General features: G+C 42.5%; 13 protein-coding genes, 5 tRNA genes and 1 pseudogene. 18 read left to right on the top strand and 1 reads right to left on the bottom strand.

Going from position 1 to position 17,404, the window contains the following annotated elements:
• The first annotated feature begins 4 nt into the window (after window positions 1-4).
• The 9 genes from lysS (at window position 5) to P4S60_RS03500 (ending at window position 5,417) form a co-directional block, all read left to right on the top strand.
• The gene (gene lysS, locus P4S60_RS03460; RefSeq protein ID WP_337115013.1) at window positions 5-1,540 is read left to right on the top strand and encodes a lysine--tRNA ligase; all 1,536 of its coding nucleotides are present in this window, start codon (window positions 5-7) and stop codon (window positions 1,538-1,540) included.
• Window positions 1,541-1,792: 252 nt separating this feature from the next.
• Complete coding sequence (locus P4S60_RS03465) at window positions 1,793-1,990, top strand: hypothetical protein (protein WP_054560810.1); 198 nt, start codon at window positions 1,793-1,795, stop codon at window positions 1,988-1,990.
• Window positions 1,991-2,102: 112 nt separating this feature from the next.
• Window positions 2,103-2,195: transfer RNA gene (locus tag P4S60_RS03470), tRNA-Ser, on the top strand.
• 33 nt (window positions 2,196-2,228) lie between these two features.
• Window positions 2,229-2,305: transfer RNA gene (locus P4S60_RS03475), tRNA-Arg, on the top strand.
• Window positions 2,306-2,327: 22 nt separating this feature from the next.
• Window positions 2,328-2,404, top strand: a tRNA-Arg gene (locus P4S60_RS03480).
• Between the two features lie 48 nt (window positions 2,405-2,452).
• Window positions 2,453-2,529: transfer RNA gene (locus P4S60_RS03485), tRNA-Arg, on the top strand.
• A 111-nt stretch (window positions 2,530-2,640) separates the two neighbouring features.
• A tRNA-Arg gene (locus tag P4S60_RS03490) sits at window positions 2,641-2,717 on the top strand.
• A 407-nt stretch (window positions 2,718-3,124) separates the two neighbouring features.
• Window positions 3,125-4,561, top strand: coding sequence for an alpha/beta fold hydrolase (locus tag P4S60_RS03495; protein WP_337115014.1), 1,437 nt, complete (start codon window positions 3,125-3,127; stop codon window positions 4,559-4,561).
• On the top strand, window positions 4,545-5,417 hold the full coding sequence (locus P4S60_RS03500; protein ID WP_337115015.1) for a hypothetical protein: 873 nt from the start codon (window positions 4,545-4,547) through the stop codon (window positions 5,415-5,417). Before P4S60_RS03495 ends, P4S60_RS03500 begins: the two co-directional genes overlap by 17 nt.
• Here the strand turns inward: P4S60_RS03500 and P4S60_RS03505 are convergent.
• A complete protein-coding gene (locus P4S60_RS03505) occupies window positions 5,414-7,228 on the bottom strand; it encodes a TonB-dependent receptor (protein ID WP_337115016.1) in 1,815 nt (604 codons plus the stop codon). The genes P4S60_RS03500 and P4S60_RS03505 overlap by 4 nt on opposite strands.
• A gap of 412 nt (window positions 7,229-7,640) precedes the next feature.
• Between P4S60_RS03505 and P4S60_RS03510 the strand changes: the two genes are divergently transcribed.
• From P4S60_RS03510 to P4S60_RS03550, 9 genes and pseudogenes are all read left to right on the top strand, one after another.
• Window positions 7,641-8,900, top strand: a complete 1,260-nt coding sequence (locus tag P4S60_RS03510; protein ID WP_337115017.1) for a hypothetical protein — start codon at window positions 7,641-7,643, stop codon at window positions 8,898-8,900.
• A gap of 16 nt (window positions 8,901-8,916) precedes the next feature.
• On the top strand, window positions 8,917-10,293 hold the full coding sequence (locus P4S60_RS03515) for an SH3 domain-containing protein (RefSeq protein WP_337115018.1): 1,377 nt from the start codon (window positions 8,917-8,919) through the stop codon (window positions 10,291-10,293).
• An 8-nt stretch (window positions 10,294-10,301) separates the two neighbouring features.
• Window positions 10,302-11,414, top strand: coding sequence for a dipeptide epimerase (locus tag P4S60_RS03520; RefSeq protein WP_337115019.1), 1,113 nt, complete (start codon window positions 10,302-10,304; stop codon window positions 11,412-11,414).
• A complete protein-coding gene (locus P4S60_RS03525) occupies window positions 11,411-12,160 on the top strand; it encodes a L,D-transpeptidase family protein (RefSeq protein WP_337115020.1) in 750 nt (249 codons plus the stop codon). Before P4S60_RS03520 ends, P4S60_RS03525 begins: the two co-directional genes overlap by 4 nt.
• 80 nt (window positions 12,161-12,240) lie before the next feature.
• Window positions 12,241-13,810 (top strand): annotated as a pseudogene (locus P4S60_RS03530) (sodium:solute symporter).
• Complete coding sequence (locus P4S60_RS03535; protein WP_337115021.1) at window positions 13,811-14,722, top strand: BadF/BadG/BcrA/BcrD ATPase family protein; 912 nt, start codon at window positions 13,811-13,813, stop codon at window positions 14,720-14,722.
• A complete protein-coding gene (gene murQ, locus P4S60_RS03540) occupies window positions 14,685-15,647 on the top strand; it encodes an N-acetylmuramic acid 6-phosphate etherase (RefSeq protein ID WP_442961472.1) in 963 nt (320 codons plus the stop codon). The genes P4S60_RS03535 and murQ overlap by 38 nt, the downstream gene beginning before the upstream one ends.
• The gene (locus tag P4S60_RS03545) at window positions 15,647-16,825 is read left to right on the top strand and encodes an exo-beta-N-acetylmuramidase NamZ family protein (protein ID WP_337115022.1); all 1,179 of its coding nucleotides are present in this window, start codon (window positions 15,647-15,649) and stop codon (window positions 16,823-16,825) included. The genes murQ and P4S60_RS03545 overlap by 1 nt, the downstream gene beginning before the upstream one ends.
• Window positions 16,826-16,919: 94 nt before the next feature.
• Window positions 16,920-17,348 (top strand): energy transducer TonB, encoded by a 429-nt coding sequence (locus P4S60_RS03550; protein WP_337115023.1) that lies wholly within the window; start codon window positions 16,920-16,922, stop codon window positions 17,346-17,348.
• Window positions 17,349-17,404 lie beyond the last annotated feature (56 nt).

Below are 17,404 nucleotides of genomic sequence, written 5' to 3' on the forward strand. Positions count from 1 at the left end.
AAAAATGACTGATCAAATCCAAGACGAAAATAAGTTAATCGCTGAGCGTCGTGGCAAATTAGACGCAATCCGCGAAAATTGCCCAGCCAACGGTCATCCAAACCAATTCCGTCGTGAACATTACACGGCTGATTTGCAAGCTGAGTTTGGTGATAAATCGAAAGATGAATTAGTTGCTGAGCAGCACGTTGTATCAGTAGCAGGTCGTATCCTTGCTAAACGTGGTCCTTTCCTTGCGTTACAAGACATGAAAGGCCAAATTCAAGCGTACGCGTCAAAAGACGTACAAAAAGAATTAAAAGCAAAATACGGTCAACTTGATATCGGTGACATCATCGGTGTTAAAGGTGCACTAAATAAATCAGGTAAAGGCGACCTATACGTTGAAATGACAGAGTATGAGTTACTGACAAAGTCATTACGCCCGTTACCTGAAAAGTTCCACGGTTTATCTGACCAAGAAACTAAATACCGTCAACGTTATGTTGACTTAATTACTAATGAAGCGACGCGTGAAACCTTCCGTATTCGCTCAAAAGTTGTTGAAGGTATCCGTCGTTTCTTAGCAGATCGTGACTTCATGGAAGTTGAAACACCGATGCTACAAGTGATCCCAGGTGGTGCGTCTGCTCGTCCATTCGTAACACACCACAATGCACTTGATATCGACATGTACTTACGTATTGCCCCTGAGCTTTACTTAAAACGTCTAGTTGTGGGTGGCTTTGAGCGTGTATTCGAAATCAACCGTAACTTCCGTAACGAAGGTTTATCAACGCGTCATAACCCAGAATTCACAATGATCGAATTCTACCAAGCATACGCTGACTACATTGACCTGATGAACATCACTGAAGACATGCTACGTACTGTTGCGACAGACGTACTTGGTTCACCAATTGTTGTAAACACAACTAAAAACGAAAATGGTGAAGTGGTAGATTCAGTAGAGTACGATTTTGGTCAACCTTTTGCTCGTTTAACAATGAGCGAAGCTATCCTTAAGTACAACCCAGACTTTGATGCTGCAGTATTTAATGACCCTGAAAAACATTTTGAAGAGCTTAAAGCGTACGCGAAGCAAGTACACGTTAAGATCCCAGAAAACTGCGTATGGGGCCCAGGTAAATTCTTATGTGAAATCTTCGAAGAGACTGCTGAGCATAAGTTAATTCAACCGACTTTCATTACCGCTTACCCGTGGGAAGTATCTCCACTTGCACGTCGTAACGATGAAAACCCATTTGTAACTGACCGTTTCGAATTCTTCGTAGGTGGTCGTGAATTAGCGAATGGTTTCTCTGAGCTTAACGATGCACAAGATCAAGCTGAACGTTTTGCGCGTCAAGTTGAAGAGAAAGACGCCGGTGATGATGAAGCAATGCACTACGACGAAGATTACATTCGTGCGTTAGAGTACGGCTTACCGCCAACAGCGGGTGAGGGTATTGGTATCGACCGTCTAGTGATGTTATTTACTGACTCACCAACAATTAAAGACGTGATCCTGTTCCCACACATGCGTCCTCAAGCTGATTAATCAGCTAAAAGTCTTGAAAACGCCGCTTTTTAGCGGCGTTTTTGTTATCAGAAATTTCTGATTTTTACTGCTCTCAATTTTAATACTCAATTGTAATTACTTGTTCTAAAAAGAAATACTGAATTGGTCTTCCAACAAAGTTACTAAGTTGTAAATTTTTTCTACAAATCCCAAGGCCAATAGTATTATTTTTAGCCAAGATATGACATCATTGCGCGATTCTCGTTCAATGTATAAATGGACTTAATAATAATGACTAAAAAGCCTTCGCCGTTGCCTACAGATACGAACAAAAGCGAGCCTCAACGTGAAGATTTTTATCGAGCTTGCATCGCCGAATTTCAGCAATTGGGTTATCAAGATCAATACCTCGCAGAGTTAACTGATGAACTGATCCCATTGACGGGTCTTGAGCCGTTGAGTGATAAAGAAAAAACGGCGAAAGGATAAACAAAAACAAGCTGTTTTGGCTCGTTATGGACAATCTATAACCATCTAAGCGATTTTCCTTGAAAAGTGTTTGACATATTTTCTGAAATCTTTATTATACGCCCCACAAGACGGAGAGGTGGCCGAGTGGCCGAAGGCGCTCCCCTGCTAAGGGAGTATAGGGTTTGTAGCTCTATCGAGGGTTCGAATCCCTCCTTCTCCACCATTTTTTAAATGGTTTTCTTGTAAAGTAAAGAATGGGCGCATAGCTCAGCTGGATAGAGTACCTGGCTACGAACCAGGCGGTCGGAGGTTCGAATCCTCCTGCGCCCACCATCCTTTACTAAAATCAAAATGTGGGCGCATAGCTCAGCTGGATAGAGTACCTGGCTACGAACCAGGCGGTCGGAGGTTCGAATCCTCCTGCGCCCACCACTTTTGAAAAGTCTTAGTGAGACTTAAACTAACTATAATATAGAATGTGGGCGCATAGCTCAGCTGGATAGAGTACCTGGCTACGAACCAGGCGGTCGGAGGTTCGAATCCTCCTGCGCCCACCACTTTCTATACATTTATACTACAATGTTAGAAAGTACAGACCGACAATTTGTCGGTTTTTTTGTGTTTTAATAACACCGTCATTGCAAGACGAAAACGAGCAGAACGATTGCGGACGCGTAGCTCAGCTGGATAGAGTACCTGGCTACGAACCAGGCGGTCGGAGGTTCGAATCCTCCCGCGTCCGCCACTTTTCTCTCGAATAGAGTTAAAGTGACATAAACCGACGGAAGTCGGTTTTTTTGTGCCTGCAATTCGCGTAGGAGCGTGAAAACACGATATAAATCTGTAGCAGCGATTTTATATCGCGTTTATTATCGCAATATTCGTAGGAGCGACTTCAGTCGCGAACATCACGCTTCCACACTATTAATTAAACCCCCAACTCAAAATACAAAAAATGCACCCCGTAGGCGTGAAACGTGTTTCGCGCGCATCAAGATGCAGTCCCATGAATGATGATCTACACCTCTCACATCTTGCTACCTATCTCAGAATAAGCATTTCTCAATGTTAGGTTCATGCTCATGCATTATTTACATTTAACTGACAAAGGGTACAATCTCGCTAACACAATAATAATTAAACCAATATCCCTTGCGTCTATTTCACTTATTCTTTTTTTATTGCATTTTGCTTGGTTCGTTTGCTGCCCAAAGCGAACCAGTTACATCGCAATCAAAACCATTAAACCAACAACAAATCCAAGCACTCAAATTTGAATCTCCTATTAAAGTAGATTGGTTGTTTAGTACTTACCAAGAGTCCGTTTTTAATTCATCAATTTTGGTCTTAGAAGCCGGCGATAAAAAGGCGCCGCCTTTGCTGCTCGTACATGGTTTAGGCGTATTAGGTATGCAAGATTGGTTTGGGGTTATTCCTGAACTCAGTAAACATTATCATGTTATTGCGATTGATTTACCTGGTTTTGCTCACTCAGAAAGCCCCGAAGGACGTTACTCTCCTCGCAATTATGCTGCTGTACTGGCGGAAGTGGTCGATCACTATATTGCTGAACCAACCACGGTTGTGGGTCACTCGATGGGGGGCGCGGTCAGCCTGTATTTTGCTGGCAAATACCCGGAGAAAATCAATGAATTAGTGTTAGTTGACGCGGCGGGTATTTTACATAAAGTGGCATTTATCAAGCCTATCTCCAACGTACCTAAGCCTAATACTAAGCTACCTAAATTTCTCTCAACTAAGTTAGCTCAGCTCAATGATTTTACAACCGGACTCATTGAAGAAGGGGCGATTGATTCATACCTGACAGAGTTATTGCAGCGTAGTGATGGTGCGTGGAAGCTAGTAATGGGTGAAACACCGAATATGAATGCAGCACTGAGTTTAGTTGAAGAAGACTTTAGCGAGATTGTCAGCAATCTGAAAATAGAAACACATATTATTTGGGGTGAAGAAGATGCCGTCGCTCCATTACGAACTGCAAAAGTATTGAATAGCCAACTAATCAATAGTGATTTAGCTACTTTGCCTGATGTGGGCCATGTGCCAATGAAGCAACAACCCAGCCAGTTTTTAGCTTTATTAAATCGAGCATTAACTGGGGAAGTTAAAAAACCAGCCAGTGCAGAAGTTTCAGATAAACAAATCGAGACATTTCATTGTGAAGATCAGCACAGTCGCGAGTTTTCAGGCCATTACCGTCATATGATTATTGAAGACTGTAATAATGTGCTACTTAAAAATGTGGTTGCCGAATCTATCCGTATTAAAGATTCTTTAGTGAGATTAGAAAATGTAAGCTTATCAGGGGCTAAACTCGCTTTAAATGTTAAGCGCTCTGTGGTTGAACTAACCAATGTCACTATTTCGGCTCAACAAGGTGTAAAACTGAATGAAAGCCGATTTGATGGTGCTGGTGTGCAAATCAATGCATCTGAGCATGCAATAAGCGTTGTCGATGACAGCAATATTATATTCTCGTTAAGTAGAATCCATAGCCCGATATATCAAGGTTTGGCACATGATGCCATAGAAGTAGAAAAAGGAATTATTGATGACCGCTTTAAATAGCATCCCTTTTGTTAAATTAGCAGCGTGCTCGCTGTTTTGTGTCGCTTTACTAAGTGGTTGCAAATCAACAAAGACTGAGCAACAACAATATGCTGATCTACAAGATAGTTTTAGTTATGAAACGTATAGAGGAGTGTCGAATACCAGTGTCGATACCATTGCGTATGGTTATAACAAACTGCAAAAAGAACAGTTAGAGCAAATAGGTGCAATTGAGCCAACACTGACTCATGCCATGATGAGCTACATTTTGAGCCTTGGTGTAAGTAAAAATTTTGCAATTGCTGAAAGCGACTTAGCGCTTGCTAAAGCGACTGATATGCGGGGTAAATATTTAGCATACAGTGCTCAGTCTTTGGCTTTTTATAACAAAGGCTGGCGTAAAATGGCTAAACAAAAAGCTGACTTCATTCGCACCGATCCTCTGTTTGCTACAGTGAGCCAGAGCTATCCAAAAGAGCAGCTTATTTCTTATCTCATTATTGGCAGTGTTGCAGTACGTGATGGTGACCTAGCGACAGCACAAAACATGTTTTATGTGATTGGTGAGCAGATTGAAAAACCCTGGTTACCAAGCTTAGCAAAAGCGTTAACGGTAACCCTAAATGGCTCAACAATAGACTCATTAATCATGCTAAAAGATATCAGCACAGATCCCTCTTTAAACGGCTATGAACGTGAGAAAATAGCCGAGCTGATGGATGTTGCGCAAAGCAAGTTAAGTGATAAAAAGAAGCGTCAAAAAATCACCCGTATTGCTGACGATTTCTTTCTCGACCGCATTAAGGATAAAAGCTCAACGCTATATCGTGATTTGATCACTGACTTACAAAAATACACTGAGCAAGTTCTTTAAAATAAAAAACTCAAGTTTACTCGAACTGTGCGAGGCTCAATTGGGTGAAAGTGATTATCTTCGACTCCTTGTTCAGGTTCGCCAGCTAATCTTGATGCATAGTAATAGTCAATATCGTGGTCATGACTGTTAAACAAGTTAAGTAGTTCTAATTCCGCTTTCCAGTGAGTTTGCTGATAAGCAACTAAACCATTCACCACAGTTAGCGGTTCGGAACGTTTGCTACCATCATCGCTCAGCATACGTTTACCAATATGACGTAGTCGTAATGAGGTTTGCCATTGCTGAGCAAACTGCCAATTAACACCTGCACTTGCAACAACAGGAACGGCTCCTTTAATACGGTCGTTTTGGCTGTCAACGTTTAAACGTGAGTGGGTAAAGGATGCTTCTGCATCTAGGCTTAATGTGTCTGCGAGCCAAAAGTAGGCACTCAGCTCTAAACCATAGCGCTTTGAAGCATCGCTGGCTTCGGTGTTACCTGCATCGCCGACGAAAAGTAATTCTGAATCAAGTTTCAACCACCAAAGTGCAGCGGAGAAGTTAAATTGCTGCTCATCGAAGTAACGCATGCCTACTTCAGCGCCCTCACTCTTGACCAATAAGTCAACGGTGTCTGTTGCTTCAAGTGACACTGGATCTTGAGTAATGGTGGCGCCTCGAGCATCGTTTGAGTGGTAAGATTGCCCCCAGTTTGCATAGCCTGCTACATTCTCTGTAAACAAATAAGTGAGGCTTGCCTTAAAACCAAGTAAATCATCATCTGCATCACCAGAGTTTAAACTGTTGTCGCTATCAACTTGCGCATCTAAATAATCATACCTAACACCAACAGTTGCTTCTAGTTGTTGACTTAAACTTAGTTGTGTTTGCCAATATGCAGCGTAGCTTGTCTCATCAACGCTGTCTTCTCGAACCGTTGATAGGTATTCCCTGGCTTGAGTATTATAGAGGCCAACCTTACTCACATTATCATTTCTAAGCTCCACTCCAAAAGTGTGATTAACAGGAATAACACCTAGATTGTCTGTAAATTGATAATTTAGCGCACCACCTGAGATAGTGCGGTTGTCTCGTTGATTAAACTGATCGCCATTAATTGGATCATTAAGTAAATATGAGAAGTTAGAGTATAGATTTAGCTCATAATCGATGATGTATGCATTTACTGATAAATTTTGTCCCTGCCAATTTGTTGATAAACTATAACGACTAGAGCTGCCTCCTAAAGTTTCATCGAGTGACCCAAGTTCTGAAATAATGCCTTGATCAACGGCTCGTTGTGGTATTTGATCCGCTGAATTCCAGCTATTATCATAAGCCATCGCAGTGATTGAGAGGTTGCCTTTTTTACTCTGATTAGTGAAACGTAGCAAAGCATTTTTCTTATTAACGTTTTCTTCTACATCTTGCCAAGGTCCATCATAGCCTTGCCACTCGGTTGCTCCAATCAATGTGCCATTAGCTAGTTTAATTGCCCCTAATCCCACAGCCCTTAAGTAATTATCTTCACCCACCGAAAAGTTTATCTGTTGATGTTTTGGATTATCTGTTAAATGAAAATAAGCACTTCCAGCCGTTGAAAAGTCTCCTTGGCGGGCATCATAACTACCTTTGTTATAACTAACGGTGGCAATTGTTTCTGGAATAATAAAATTTAAATCAGTATAGCCTTGCCCATGACCATGACTGCGCATGTTAATTGGCATACCATCAATATTTGTCGCAAAGTCAGTACCATGATCAAGATTAAAGCCACGAATAAAATATTGGTTCGCTTTTCCTGAGCCACTATGTTGGGTGACTGCCATACCGGGAATTAACTCAGCAATTCAGTAGATCGAAGCATGGGTCTATTTTCTATTTCACCCTGACCAATAATACCGCTAGAGGCGCTTATAGACTCACCAATTAATCCAGTACGGTGACCATAAACCGTTATTTTTTTCTATATTAGCAAACGCGTTAAAAGAGCAGCAGAAGGTTACAACACTGATACATAGCTTATACATTTGAAAGATCCTTATTTGAAAGGTGCTAATCAACAAACGAGTAATTGCTAATATTGGATGCAAAAAACGTTTAAAAAATTGAGTTAATTTGCTTCATGGTCAATTTGTGTTAGATTTAATAAAATATTCCAAAAATAATAACAAGTGGGAATTTTATTTTATGTATGCGAAATGTGCATATCAAAACAGGCTGGCTATAAGTTGCGGCTTGATGCTCTTGGCTGGTTGTCAAACTAGCACAAAAACAGCCCCGTTAACCGACCAACAATACTTTGAGCAGGTGATGTTAGCGCCTGCTATTTTGCCAAATGATTTAACGAATACCGGTTGTTTATCGCTTGAGAGTGAAACTAAGCTGCAAAGCTATAAATCAGCGGCTGAGGTTAATTACCAGCAAACAGGTTGGCAAAACAGAGTAGCGGCTGATTGGCTGTATTTTTTATCCCCAGAGCAACCGGGCAAGCTACTTCTAATCGATTATCAAGTTCAAGCAGGACAACTAGCTTACCGGTACTTAAGTGACGGCAGCCATAATGAGTTGTATGAACCTTGGAGTTCATCAAAAATTCAAGCGTTTAGCGGTGCGCTGTCAAAAGTAAGGCAAACCCACCCTGAGCTTGATGCAGCTTCATTTGCCGGTGATACAGCACTGGCTGATTTGATCAGCAGTATTAATAGTTACGAAGCATTTGGTAAAGCCGATGGTAATTCAAATGCGATAGCCAGTTATTTTGTCAATGTCGCAGGGCGCGAATATTTACGTGGGCTTTTTAATGAAGGCTGGCTAAAACTAGAGGATCAGCGTTTGTTATTTAACGGCGCATATGGCTCAGAGCAGTTTATGCCATCAGACGAATACTGGCATAACCCTGTCAATAATGAGCTTGATGCAAAGATAGCTCGGTTCAAAGCAAGCAGTGATGATCCGGGCTATTTAGGGTATCGTTGTGAGAGCTGTGGTTTAACGGGCAACAAAGCAATGACCACACTTGCTCAAGCGGAATGGTTAAAACGTCTGGTTAGTCATCAGCGTGAACCAAGTACGCAAATGCCTTTTTTACAAGCAAGTGATGTTGATGTGCTACTTAACGGTACAGGTCATACAGATGAACATGCTCCTGTAGGCGGTATGATGGTGGGTATCAGTCATATCGTTACAAATGCATTGGCAAATGTTATTGCGCCAAATGATAGTCGCTCAGCAAAAGAAGTGCTCGATAGCGCAACGAATGGGCAGTGGCGTGTTTGGCAAAAAATTGGCTGGGGGCCAAGTGAAACACGCTCCACCACAGAAACCGTAATGTTGGCACATGTGTGTTTAGGCAATTACCAAGGTGGCCGTGAGTTTACGTTTAGTGTACAGCAGTCAACTTTGGGGGCTGACGAAGCCAATTTGCCAACAGTCGGTAAGCAAATGCAGCAAAAGTTGCAGCATGCTTTTACAAAATTATTAGATTCACGCGTTCAATAAGAATTAAGGTACAGCTATGCGTCGTTCAATTATCGCTTTATCAATTACTTTAGGTGTTGCTTTTAGTGCACCTATGCATGCTGAGGGTTGGCAATCAGATGTTATCGGGGTCACGCAGTCACAGCTTTCGCCTAGCTACTGGCTAGCACAAGGTGCATCGGCAAAATTGATCATGACTGAGGCGCAAATTGCAGCCTTCAACGAGAAATTAATTAAAGAAAATAAATACATTGTTGATCCTCTATCATTTCAAAAATCGCTCACTAAAGACGAGCTAACAAGCGCCATTCATTCAGCAAGTTCAATTCCAAAAAGCCCGCGCTTTTTTACCGATGGCCGACAACTCACCGCGAAAGACTTTGCTAAATATCAGGCTAACTTAAACCTTAACAAAGTCCTAGATAACAATGAGGTACGCTTTGCTGTGGTCGTTAAGCGCACGGCATTACGCACTTTTCCAACCTGGGATCGGGTTTTAAATAGTGGCCTTGATCAAGACTTAGATCGCTTTCAAGAAAGCGGGATCTTTCCGGGCGAAGCGGTTGCTGTATTACATCAAAGCGCAGATAAAAAATGGTTGTTAGTACGTGCTTACAACTATCTAGCGTGGACGCCAGCCGAAGATCTTGCCTTTGCTGATGCAGATAAAATAAAAGCTTATCGCGAACAAGATAACTTTTTGGTGGTTACCGGTGCAAAGGTCAATACTGCTTATGTGCCAAACGATGAAACCCTCTCAGAAGTTCAGCTCGATATGGGAGTACGCTTACCATTAGTTGATAGTGAGCAAGTACCGTATTTGCTCAACGGCCAAAACAGCTATGCTAGCCATGTTGTACAGTTACCTACCCGCGATGAGCAAGGCAAACTTGTTATTAAACCTGCAATGATAAGTAAAACTGCCGATGTAAATTTAGGCTACCTAGACTACAACGAGCAGAATCTCATTAAACAAGGCTTTAAATTTTTAGGCGAGCGTTATGGTTGGGGTCATGATTACAATGGCCGTGACTGCACTGGATTTGTTGGTGAAATTTATAAGAGCTTTGGCCTACTAATGCCGCGTAATTCAGGGCAGCAAGGCAGTAGTGAATACGGGAAAAATAGTCGTTTTGATAAAAATACTGCGGCAGATGATAAGTTGCCAACGGTTAAAAACATGGCGATTGGCGATCTAATTTATATTCCGGGTCATGTAATGATGTACTTAGGAGAGCATCATGGTGAGCCTTATGTTATTCATGACGTTAAAGGCTTAGGTTATAACAAAGGCGATGGTAGTTTTTATAATAGTGCCTTGAATGGGGTGTCGGTCACGCCATTATTACCACTTAGATTATCTCAAGAAACCAGCTACTTAGATCGTGTATATAACATTAAGCGTATTCGCTAGAGGCCATTATGAAAATTAAAGCTGTTCGCTTTGCAAAGCTCAAAGTGCCATTAGTTACCCCATTTAAAACAGCACTGAGAGAAGTGAGTTTTATTGAGGATTTAGTGGTTTTAATCGACACCGAATGTGGCCAAATTGGCTATGGCTCTGCGGCCTCAACTCCGGTTATTACAGGCGATACCCATCAAGGAATGATCGCGGTCATTCAGCAGTTTATTGCCCCTAAATTAGTGGGGCAAGAAATCGAAAACATTAATCAGCTTACCCACATTATTCAATCAACGGTGGTTGGTAACAGTAGTGCAAAAGCGGCGTTAGAGCTGGCGGTTTATGACTTGTGGGGCAAGCTCTATCAAGCGCCTTTATATAAGTTACTTGGCGGTGGTAAGTCAGCGCTAAAAACCGATATTACCATTAGCGTCGATAATATAGATAAAATGCTCAGTGACTGTCAGCGAGCGGTTGAGCAAGGCTTTGATGTATTAAAAATAAAAATCGGCAATAACCTTCATCAAGATATTGAGCGTGTAAAAGCAATCCATGCAGGCTTTGCCGCTAAAACGCAGCTGCGTTTAGATGTAAACCAAGGCTGGAATGCCAAACAAACTGTGTTTGCACTGCAGCAACTTGAGCAAGCAGGCGTGGTATTAGAGTTGGTTGAGCAGCCAGTAAAAAGCAGTGATATTCAAGGTCTCAAATATATTACTGAGCGAGTGAATACCCCGATTATGGCCGATGAAAGCGCCTTTTCACCGAAGCAAGTGATCCAACTTTTAGAGCTTGGCGCAGTTGATATTATCAATATTAAATTAATGAAAACGGGTGGTTTAAGCCGAGCAATTGAGATTGCTAATATCACAGCCCAATACCAAGCAGAGTGTATGATAGGTTGTATGCTAGAGGGCAGTATTGCCGTTGCAGGGGCTGCACATCTAGCCTCTGCCAAAGCGCAGCAAATCAGTAAAATCGATTTAGATGGCCCAGCCCTTGGTCAGTATGACCCTGTGCAAGGGGGCGTTGAATTTAGCGGCCCACAAATACGCTTATCGGATGCCCCAGGTCTTGGCATTGAATCAATAACGGGGCTTGAACCAATTACAAACGGAGTATGGCCAGCATGAAAAAACTAGTCAGTCTTATTGCTGCTATGAGTTTATCGGCTTGTGCCAGCAAAGAGTTACCTAAACCTGTTATTGATAGCAGTCATCAACAGCTCGTCGTAGTGGTTGCCAATGACAGTGATGCCAATGATGCCACCTTGTATCGCTTTGAAAAAAGCGCAGGTAGCTGGCAACAACAAGGCCAGCAGCATGCGGTGGTACTAGGTCGTACTGGCCTTGCATGGGGAGTGGGGCTGCATCCTGCACAACCGGGTCAGCAAAAACAAGAAGGCGATGGTAAAGCGCCAGCAGGTATTTTTGAGCTTGGTACTGCTTTTGGTTATTTAGATTCATTGCAAACAAACCTCAGTTATCAAGCAATGACAGCAAATGATTATTGTATTGATGTGAAAGGCTCACCGTTTTACAACCAATTGGTTGATAAAGCACAAGTTGGTGAAGACGCCGTAAAAGACTCTTCAGAATGGATGCGTCGTGATATATACAGCCAAGATAACCTTTATAAAAAAGGCATTGTTGTTAAGCATAACCCAAGCAATATCAATGGTGCGGGCAGTTGTATCTTTATGCATTTATGGCGTGCGCCAAGTAAGCCTACAGCAGGTTGTACAGCAATGACAGAAAGCGATATGGATGCTCTACTTGCTTGGTTAGATGAGCGTAAAAAGCCGCTATTAGTCAGCTTGACCAAAGCGCAATATCAACAAAAGCAAAGTCAGTGGCAATTACCTAACTTAGCTAAATAAAAATAATAAAATAAAAGTATTTTAATTTTGTCATAATGATGGAATAATATATTCCACCAAGGTTTGGGTTAGGATAATAAATGAGTGCAAATTACGCTTTTCTCGATTGGCTAGTATTCGCAAGTTACGGTGCAATTTTATTGCTAAGTGGCTGGTGGTTTAATCGCAAACGCGCTAACTCAAGCCAAGATTTTTTTCTAGGCGGAAATAGCATGCCAACTTGGATGGTGGCTATTTCTGTTTTAGCGACTTCGCAATCAGCGGCAACGTTTATTGGCGGGCCAGATCAAGGCTATCAAGGTGACTTTTCTTACCTTGCAACTAATATCGGTGCGTTTATTGCGGCATTTGTGGTGTCGGCGTTTTTAATTCCAAAGTTCTACCAGCAAAAAGTGTTCACTGTATATGAACTGCTTGAAAAACGTATCGGGCCAAAAGCCAAGCGCCGTAGTGGCATGATGTATTTATTTGGCCGTGTGTTTGCCAGCGGTGCTCGTTTATACATGGCCGCTATTGCTGTGGCGATGATTCTATATGGCAATATCGATGCCGATAGTGTGGTTATCGCGACTTTAGTGCTGGCGCTGGCGGGTCTGCTTTATACCTTTTTAGGGGGCATTCGCGGCTGTTATTTATTCTGATGTACTGCAAAGTATCGTTTATGTCAGTGCGGCTATTGCGGTTATTTGGTGCTTGCTGAATGTTATTCCGGCTGATTTTTCAACCATTATTGCAACGCTGAATGAGCCAAGTCCTGGTGCAGATTCAAAACTTGCGCTGTTTAAATTTGATTTAGACTTTGGCCCGTCAGGGGTATTTAACATGGCCTCTGTGTTAACGGGGTTTGTGCTATTAAACATCGCCGCATTTGGTTTAGACCAAGACATGACGCGCCGTTTATTAACCTGTAAAAGTCCAAAAGAAGGCAGTAAAGCGTTATTACTATCGGTGGTGATGGTGATCCCCGTTATGGCTATTTTTATCTTTATTGGTTTGCTGCTTTATATTGTTTATCAGCAACCTGCACTAATGAATAACGAAGCTGGGCAAACGGTCGTACAAGAATTTAATGGCGAAAAAATCACTATCTTTATGTACTACGTATTAAACGAAGTACCAGCCGGGGTTAAAGGCTTAGTCAGCGTGGGTATTATTGCTGCGGCTATTTCTACTTTGAACTCTGGGCTTAGTTCGATGTCTTCAGTCATCGTACAAGATATCTATCGCCCGTATTTAGAAAAACATAACAAGCAAGTAAGCGATCATCATTTTGTGAAAGCAGGTCGTGTAGGGATGGCAATGGTTAGCCTTGCCTTAGCGCTGATGGCTATTCTTTGTTATTTCTGGCAGCAATACAGTGATATGCCATTATTAAAATTTGCGCTAAGTGTAATGGTGTTCTCGTACAGCGGTTTGTTAGGTGTGTATTTTACGACCTTGTTCACCAAACGAGGCAGTGAAGGCTCAGTGTTAGCAGCGCTAATAGCGGGCTTTATGGTGACCTTACTAATGCAGCCGTACATGATTGACTGGCTACTACCTGAGTCAATGCGTTTTTACTTAGGCTTTACTTGGCAGCTGTGCATTGGCACTTTGCTTGCGACATTGGTGTGTTGCCTTGGTAAAGCGGCGCACGAGAAGAGTGCATAAATGGCCGTACGCTATGTTTTAGCCATCGATGGTGGTGGCACCAAAGTGTTAGCAGAGCTAAAAGAGCAGGCAAGTGGCGCTGCTTTTCGTGCCCAAGCGGGTTCGGCATCAATTTCGAATGATCTTGATTTAGCGTTAGAAAACATTGTTAAAGTGACCCGTGATGTTTGCCAGCAAAGTGGCGCAGAGCCGAGTGAAATCGTCACCGTTATGGGTGTTGCTGGTGGCTCATCGCAGAGTCTTGCTGAGCAATTAACAGTCATGCTCAAGCTGATTTACGAAATAGAATTTGCCAGTTTGCAAATTACCAGCGATGCAATTACGTCACTATATGGTGCTAATCTTGGTGACCCATGTGTGGTTATTGCTCTTGGCACCGGTGCTGTCGGGGCACGATTAAACGCACAAAAGCAAACTAAGTTGGTGAGCGGCTGGGGTTTTACCGTTGATGATTTTGGCGGTGGAGCACGTATCGGCCTGATGGCTGTGCAGCAATTATTAAACGATATAGATATTTACGATTTACCAAAAAGCCGATTAACGATTCGTTTGAGTGAGCAGCTAGGATGCACTCGTCAAACAATTAGTAGTTGGCTTAAACAAGCAAAACCCGCGGATTATGCAGCATTTAGCCCGTTGGTGTTTAGTTTACAAAACGACTGTGAGGCGGCAAAAGCGGTATTAACAGAGCACACCGAATCGGTGGTTAGGTTAATAAATAAAAGCCGAGGTAACTCGCCGTTACCGGTGATTTTAATTGGTGGTTTGGCGAAAGTCAGCCAACCGTTATTGCCACTTGCCTTACAAAACGAATTATCTCCTTGTAAGGGAGATTCATTAACTGGTGCCGCCATTTTAGCGGCAAAGCATTACCATGACATTATTGAAAAAGGACAACCCAATGAGCCCTGAGCACGTATTTAAGCAACAACGTGAGTTACTCGAAGAGTTAAACGGTATTGTCTCCGAAGGACAAAACCCAGACACTTTGGATATCGATCTGCTCAGCTCCACTGAGATCCTCACTAAAATCAATAATGAAGATCACAAAGTAGCGGGTGCTGTGAAACGAGTGATCCCACAAATTAGCGAAGCGGTAGATCATGTGGTTGAAGCTTTTCAGCAAGGTGGCAGATTAATCTACATTGGCGCTGGCACCAGTGGCCGCTTAGGTATTTTGGATGCGGTTGAATGTGCGCCTACTTATAGCGTAAGCGATCAGCAAGTGCTCGGTATTATTGCTGGTGGTGACACCGCGGTTAAAAAAGCCGTAGAAGGCGCTGAAGATAGCACCACGTTTGCTATTGAAGACTTAAAAAATGCCAATTTAACCAGTAAAGATGTAGTCGTTGGCATTGCCGCCAGCGGTCGTACTCCTTATGTTTGCTCGGCAATTGAATACGCTAAATCACTTGGCTGTGTCACTGTGGGTGTCACTTGCAATCCTGATTCAGCGGTGATGCGTTTACCACAAATCGGCATTTGCCCCGTGGTGGGTGCAGAAGCTGTAACTGGCTCTACACGTATGAAATCGGGCACGGCACAGAAGCTGGTGTTGAATATGCTAAGTACAGCCAGCATGATCCGCACAGGTAAGGTGTATAAAAACCTGATGGTTGATGTGAATGCCAGTAACGAAAAACTGCACGCTCGTGCTATTCGTATTGTGATGCAAGCAACAGAGTGTTCTCAGCAACAAGCCGTGGATGCATTAAAGCAAGCTGAGCAAAGTGCAAAACTGGCCATTTTAATCGTGTTAACCGGAAAACCAGCCCCTGAAGCAAAGCAGTTATTGTCAAAAGCGGGTGGCTTTTTACGTAAGGCGGTTGAAGAATAATGCGTTTTTTAGCTGTTTTAGTTCTTAGTTGTTTTGCGCTTTTGGGTTGCCAAGAAACACCTGCACAAGCGCCTAAAAATGCACAGCCTTTACAGGTGGGCGCAGCCAATTTTCAAGCTTATGTTCCTGCATTAAAAGGTAAACGTGTTGGCTTAGTCGTCAATCAAACGTCAGTGGTGAATGGTCAACATTTGGTTGATGCATTACTTGATAATGGCGTAGTGATCGGCAAAATATTTGCCCCAGAGCATGGTTTTCGCGGCGATCATGACGCCGGTGCTCACGTTAAAAGCACAGTAGATGCTAAAACCGGCATTGATGTTGTGTCGATATATGGCAGTAATAAAAAGCCAAGCCCTGAGATGCTTGCGGATTTAGATGTCATTATTTTTGATATTCAAGATGTCGGTGTGCGTTTTTACACTTATATCAGCTCAATGCACTACGTAATGGAAGCTGCCGCTGAAAATGGTAAACAGGTTGTGGTACTCGATAGACCAAACCCAAATATAGCCTATGTGGATGGACCTATCCTTGATCCGCAATTTCGCTCATTTGTTGGCATGCACGAAATTCCTGTTTTACACGGTATGACAGTGGCTGAACTTGCTCAAATGATTAAAGGTGAAGGCTGGATAAATGACGCTGATAAGCTTGAACTAAGTGTCGTGCCTGTTGCGAATTATGACCGTACTATGGCTTATGAGCTACCAATAAAGCCAAGCCCTAACTTACCGAATGCTCAATCAATTGCGCTATATCCATCTTTGTGTTTCTTTGAAGCAACGCCTGTAACTATTGGCCGTGGTACTGATTTTCCGTTTCAAGTTGTTGGTTACTCGCCAGTTAAACTCGGCGAATTTAGCTTTACGCCAAGGGCGATCAAAGGCGCTTCAATGCACCCTAAATTCAAAGGGGTCGAAGTATTTGGTCAAGACTTACGAGATGCTGATATTCATGGCCTAGATTTAAGCTTGTTTATTTCGGCTTATCAAAAGCTAAGTGCGCATGATAAAACTTTTTTTGAACGCGCTGATTTTATGGATAAACTTGCAGGGACTGATAAATTGCGTTTAGCCATTGAAGCAGGCCAAACAGAGCAACAAATAAAGCAAAGCTGGCAAGCCGATTTAAGTGCTTATAAACGCAAGCGCTCCCCGTATTTACTGTATCAATAATAACTAGATAAATAAGAACGAGGCGCTTGCCTCGTTTTTTTATGCCTATAAAAAGCTATGTTATATTCATGAACTTGATTTGTAAGGATATACCATGAAAGTTCATTTAATTGCTGCATTTGCATTACTTGCTGGCTGCTCACAACTCCCAAACAGTACAACAAGTAACTCAACCGATGTACTTGACCTTCGGGATGATAAAAACGCAGCAGAGCAGCTGTGGATGCTTAAACACGCAACAAAGCCTAGTTACCCTAAAGCAGCAGAAATTGCCAAACAGACGGGCTGTGCGCGCTTTATTATTACTATTGATAAACAAGGTAATACCACCGATATCCGTTTTGTAGAGAGCTTCCCTGAAGGGGTATTTGTCGATGTGTCGCGAGAGTCGCTTAAAAATTGGCAGTGGCAGGCAAGTACAAGTAACAGTGAGTCGCGAGCGATAACCCGAACGGTACAGCTCGACTACTTTATGAAAGAAGCGACTAATATGGATGCAGCAAAAGCATTTTGTACAATTTAAGCTTTTACTGTTTTTGAGGCATAAAAAAGGGCCGCAATGGCGGCCCCCAACAGGAT

The organism is Pseudoalteromonas sp. Hal040, from assembly GCF_037162425.1.
GTDB lineage: Bacteria > Pseudomonadota > Gammaproteobacteria > Enterobacterales > Alteromonadaceae > Pseudoalteromonas > Pseudoalteromonas gelatinilytica.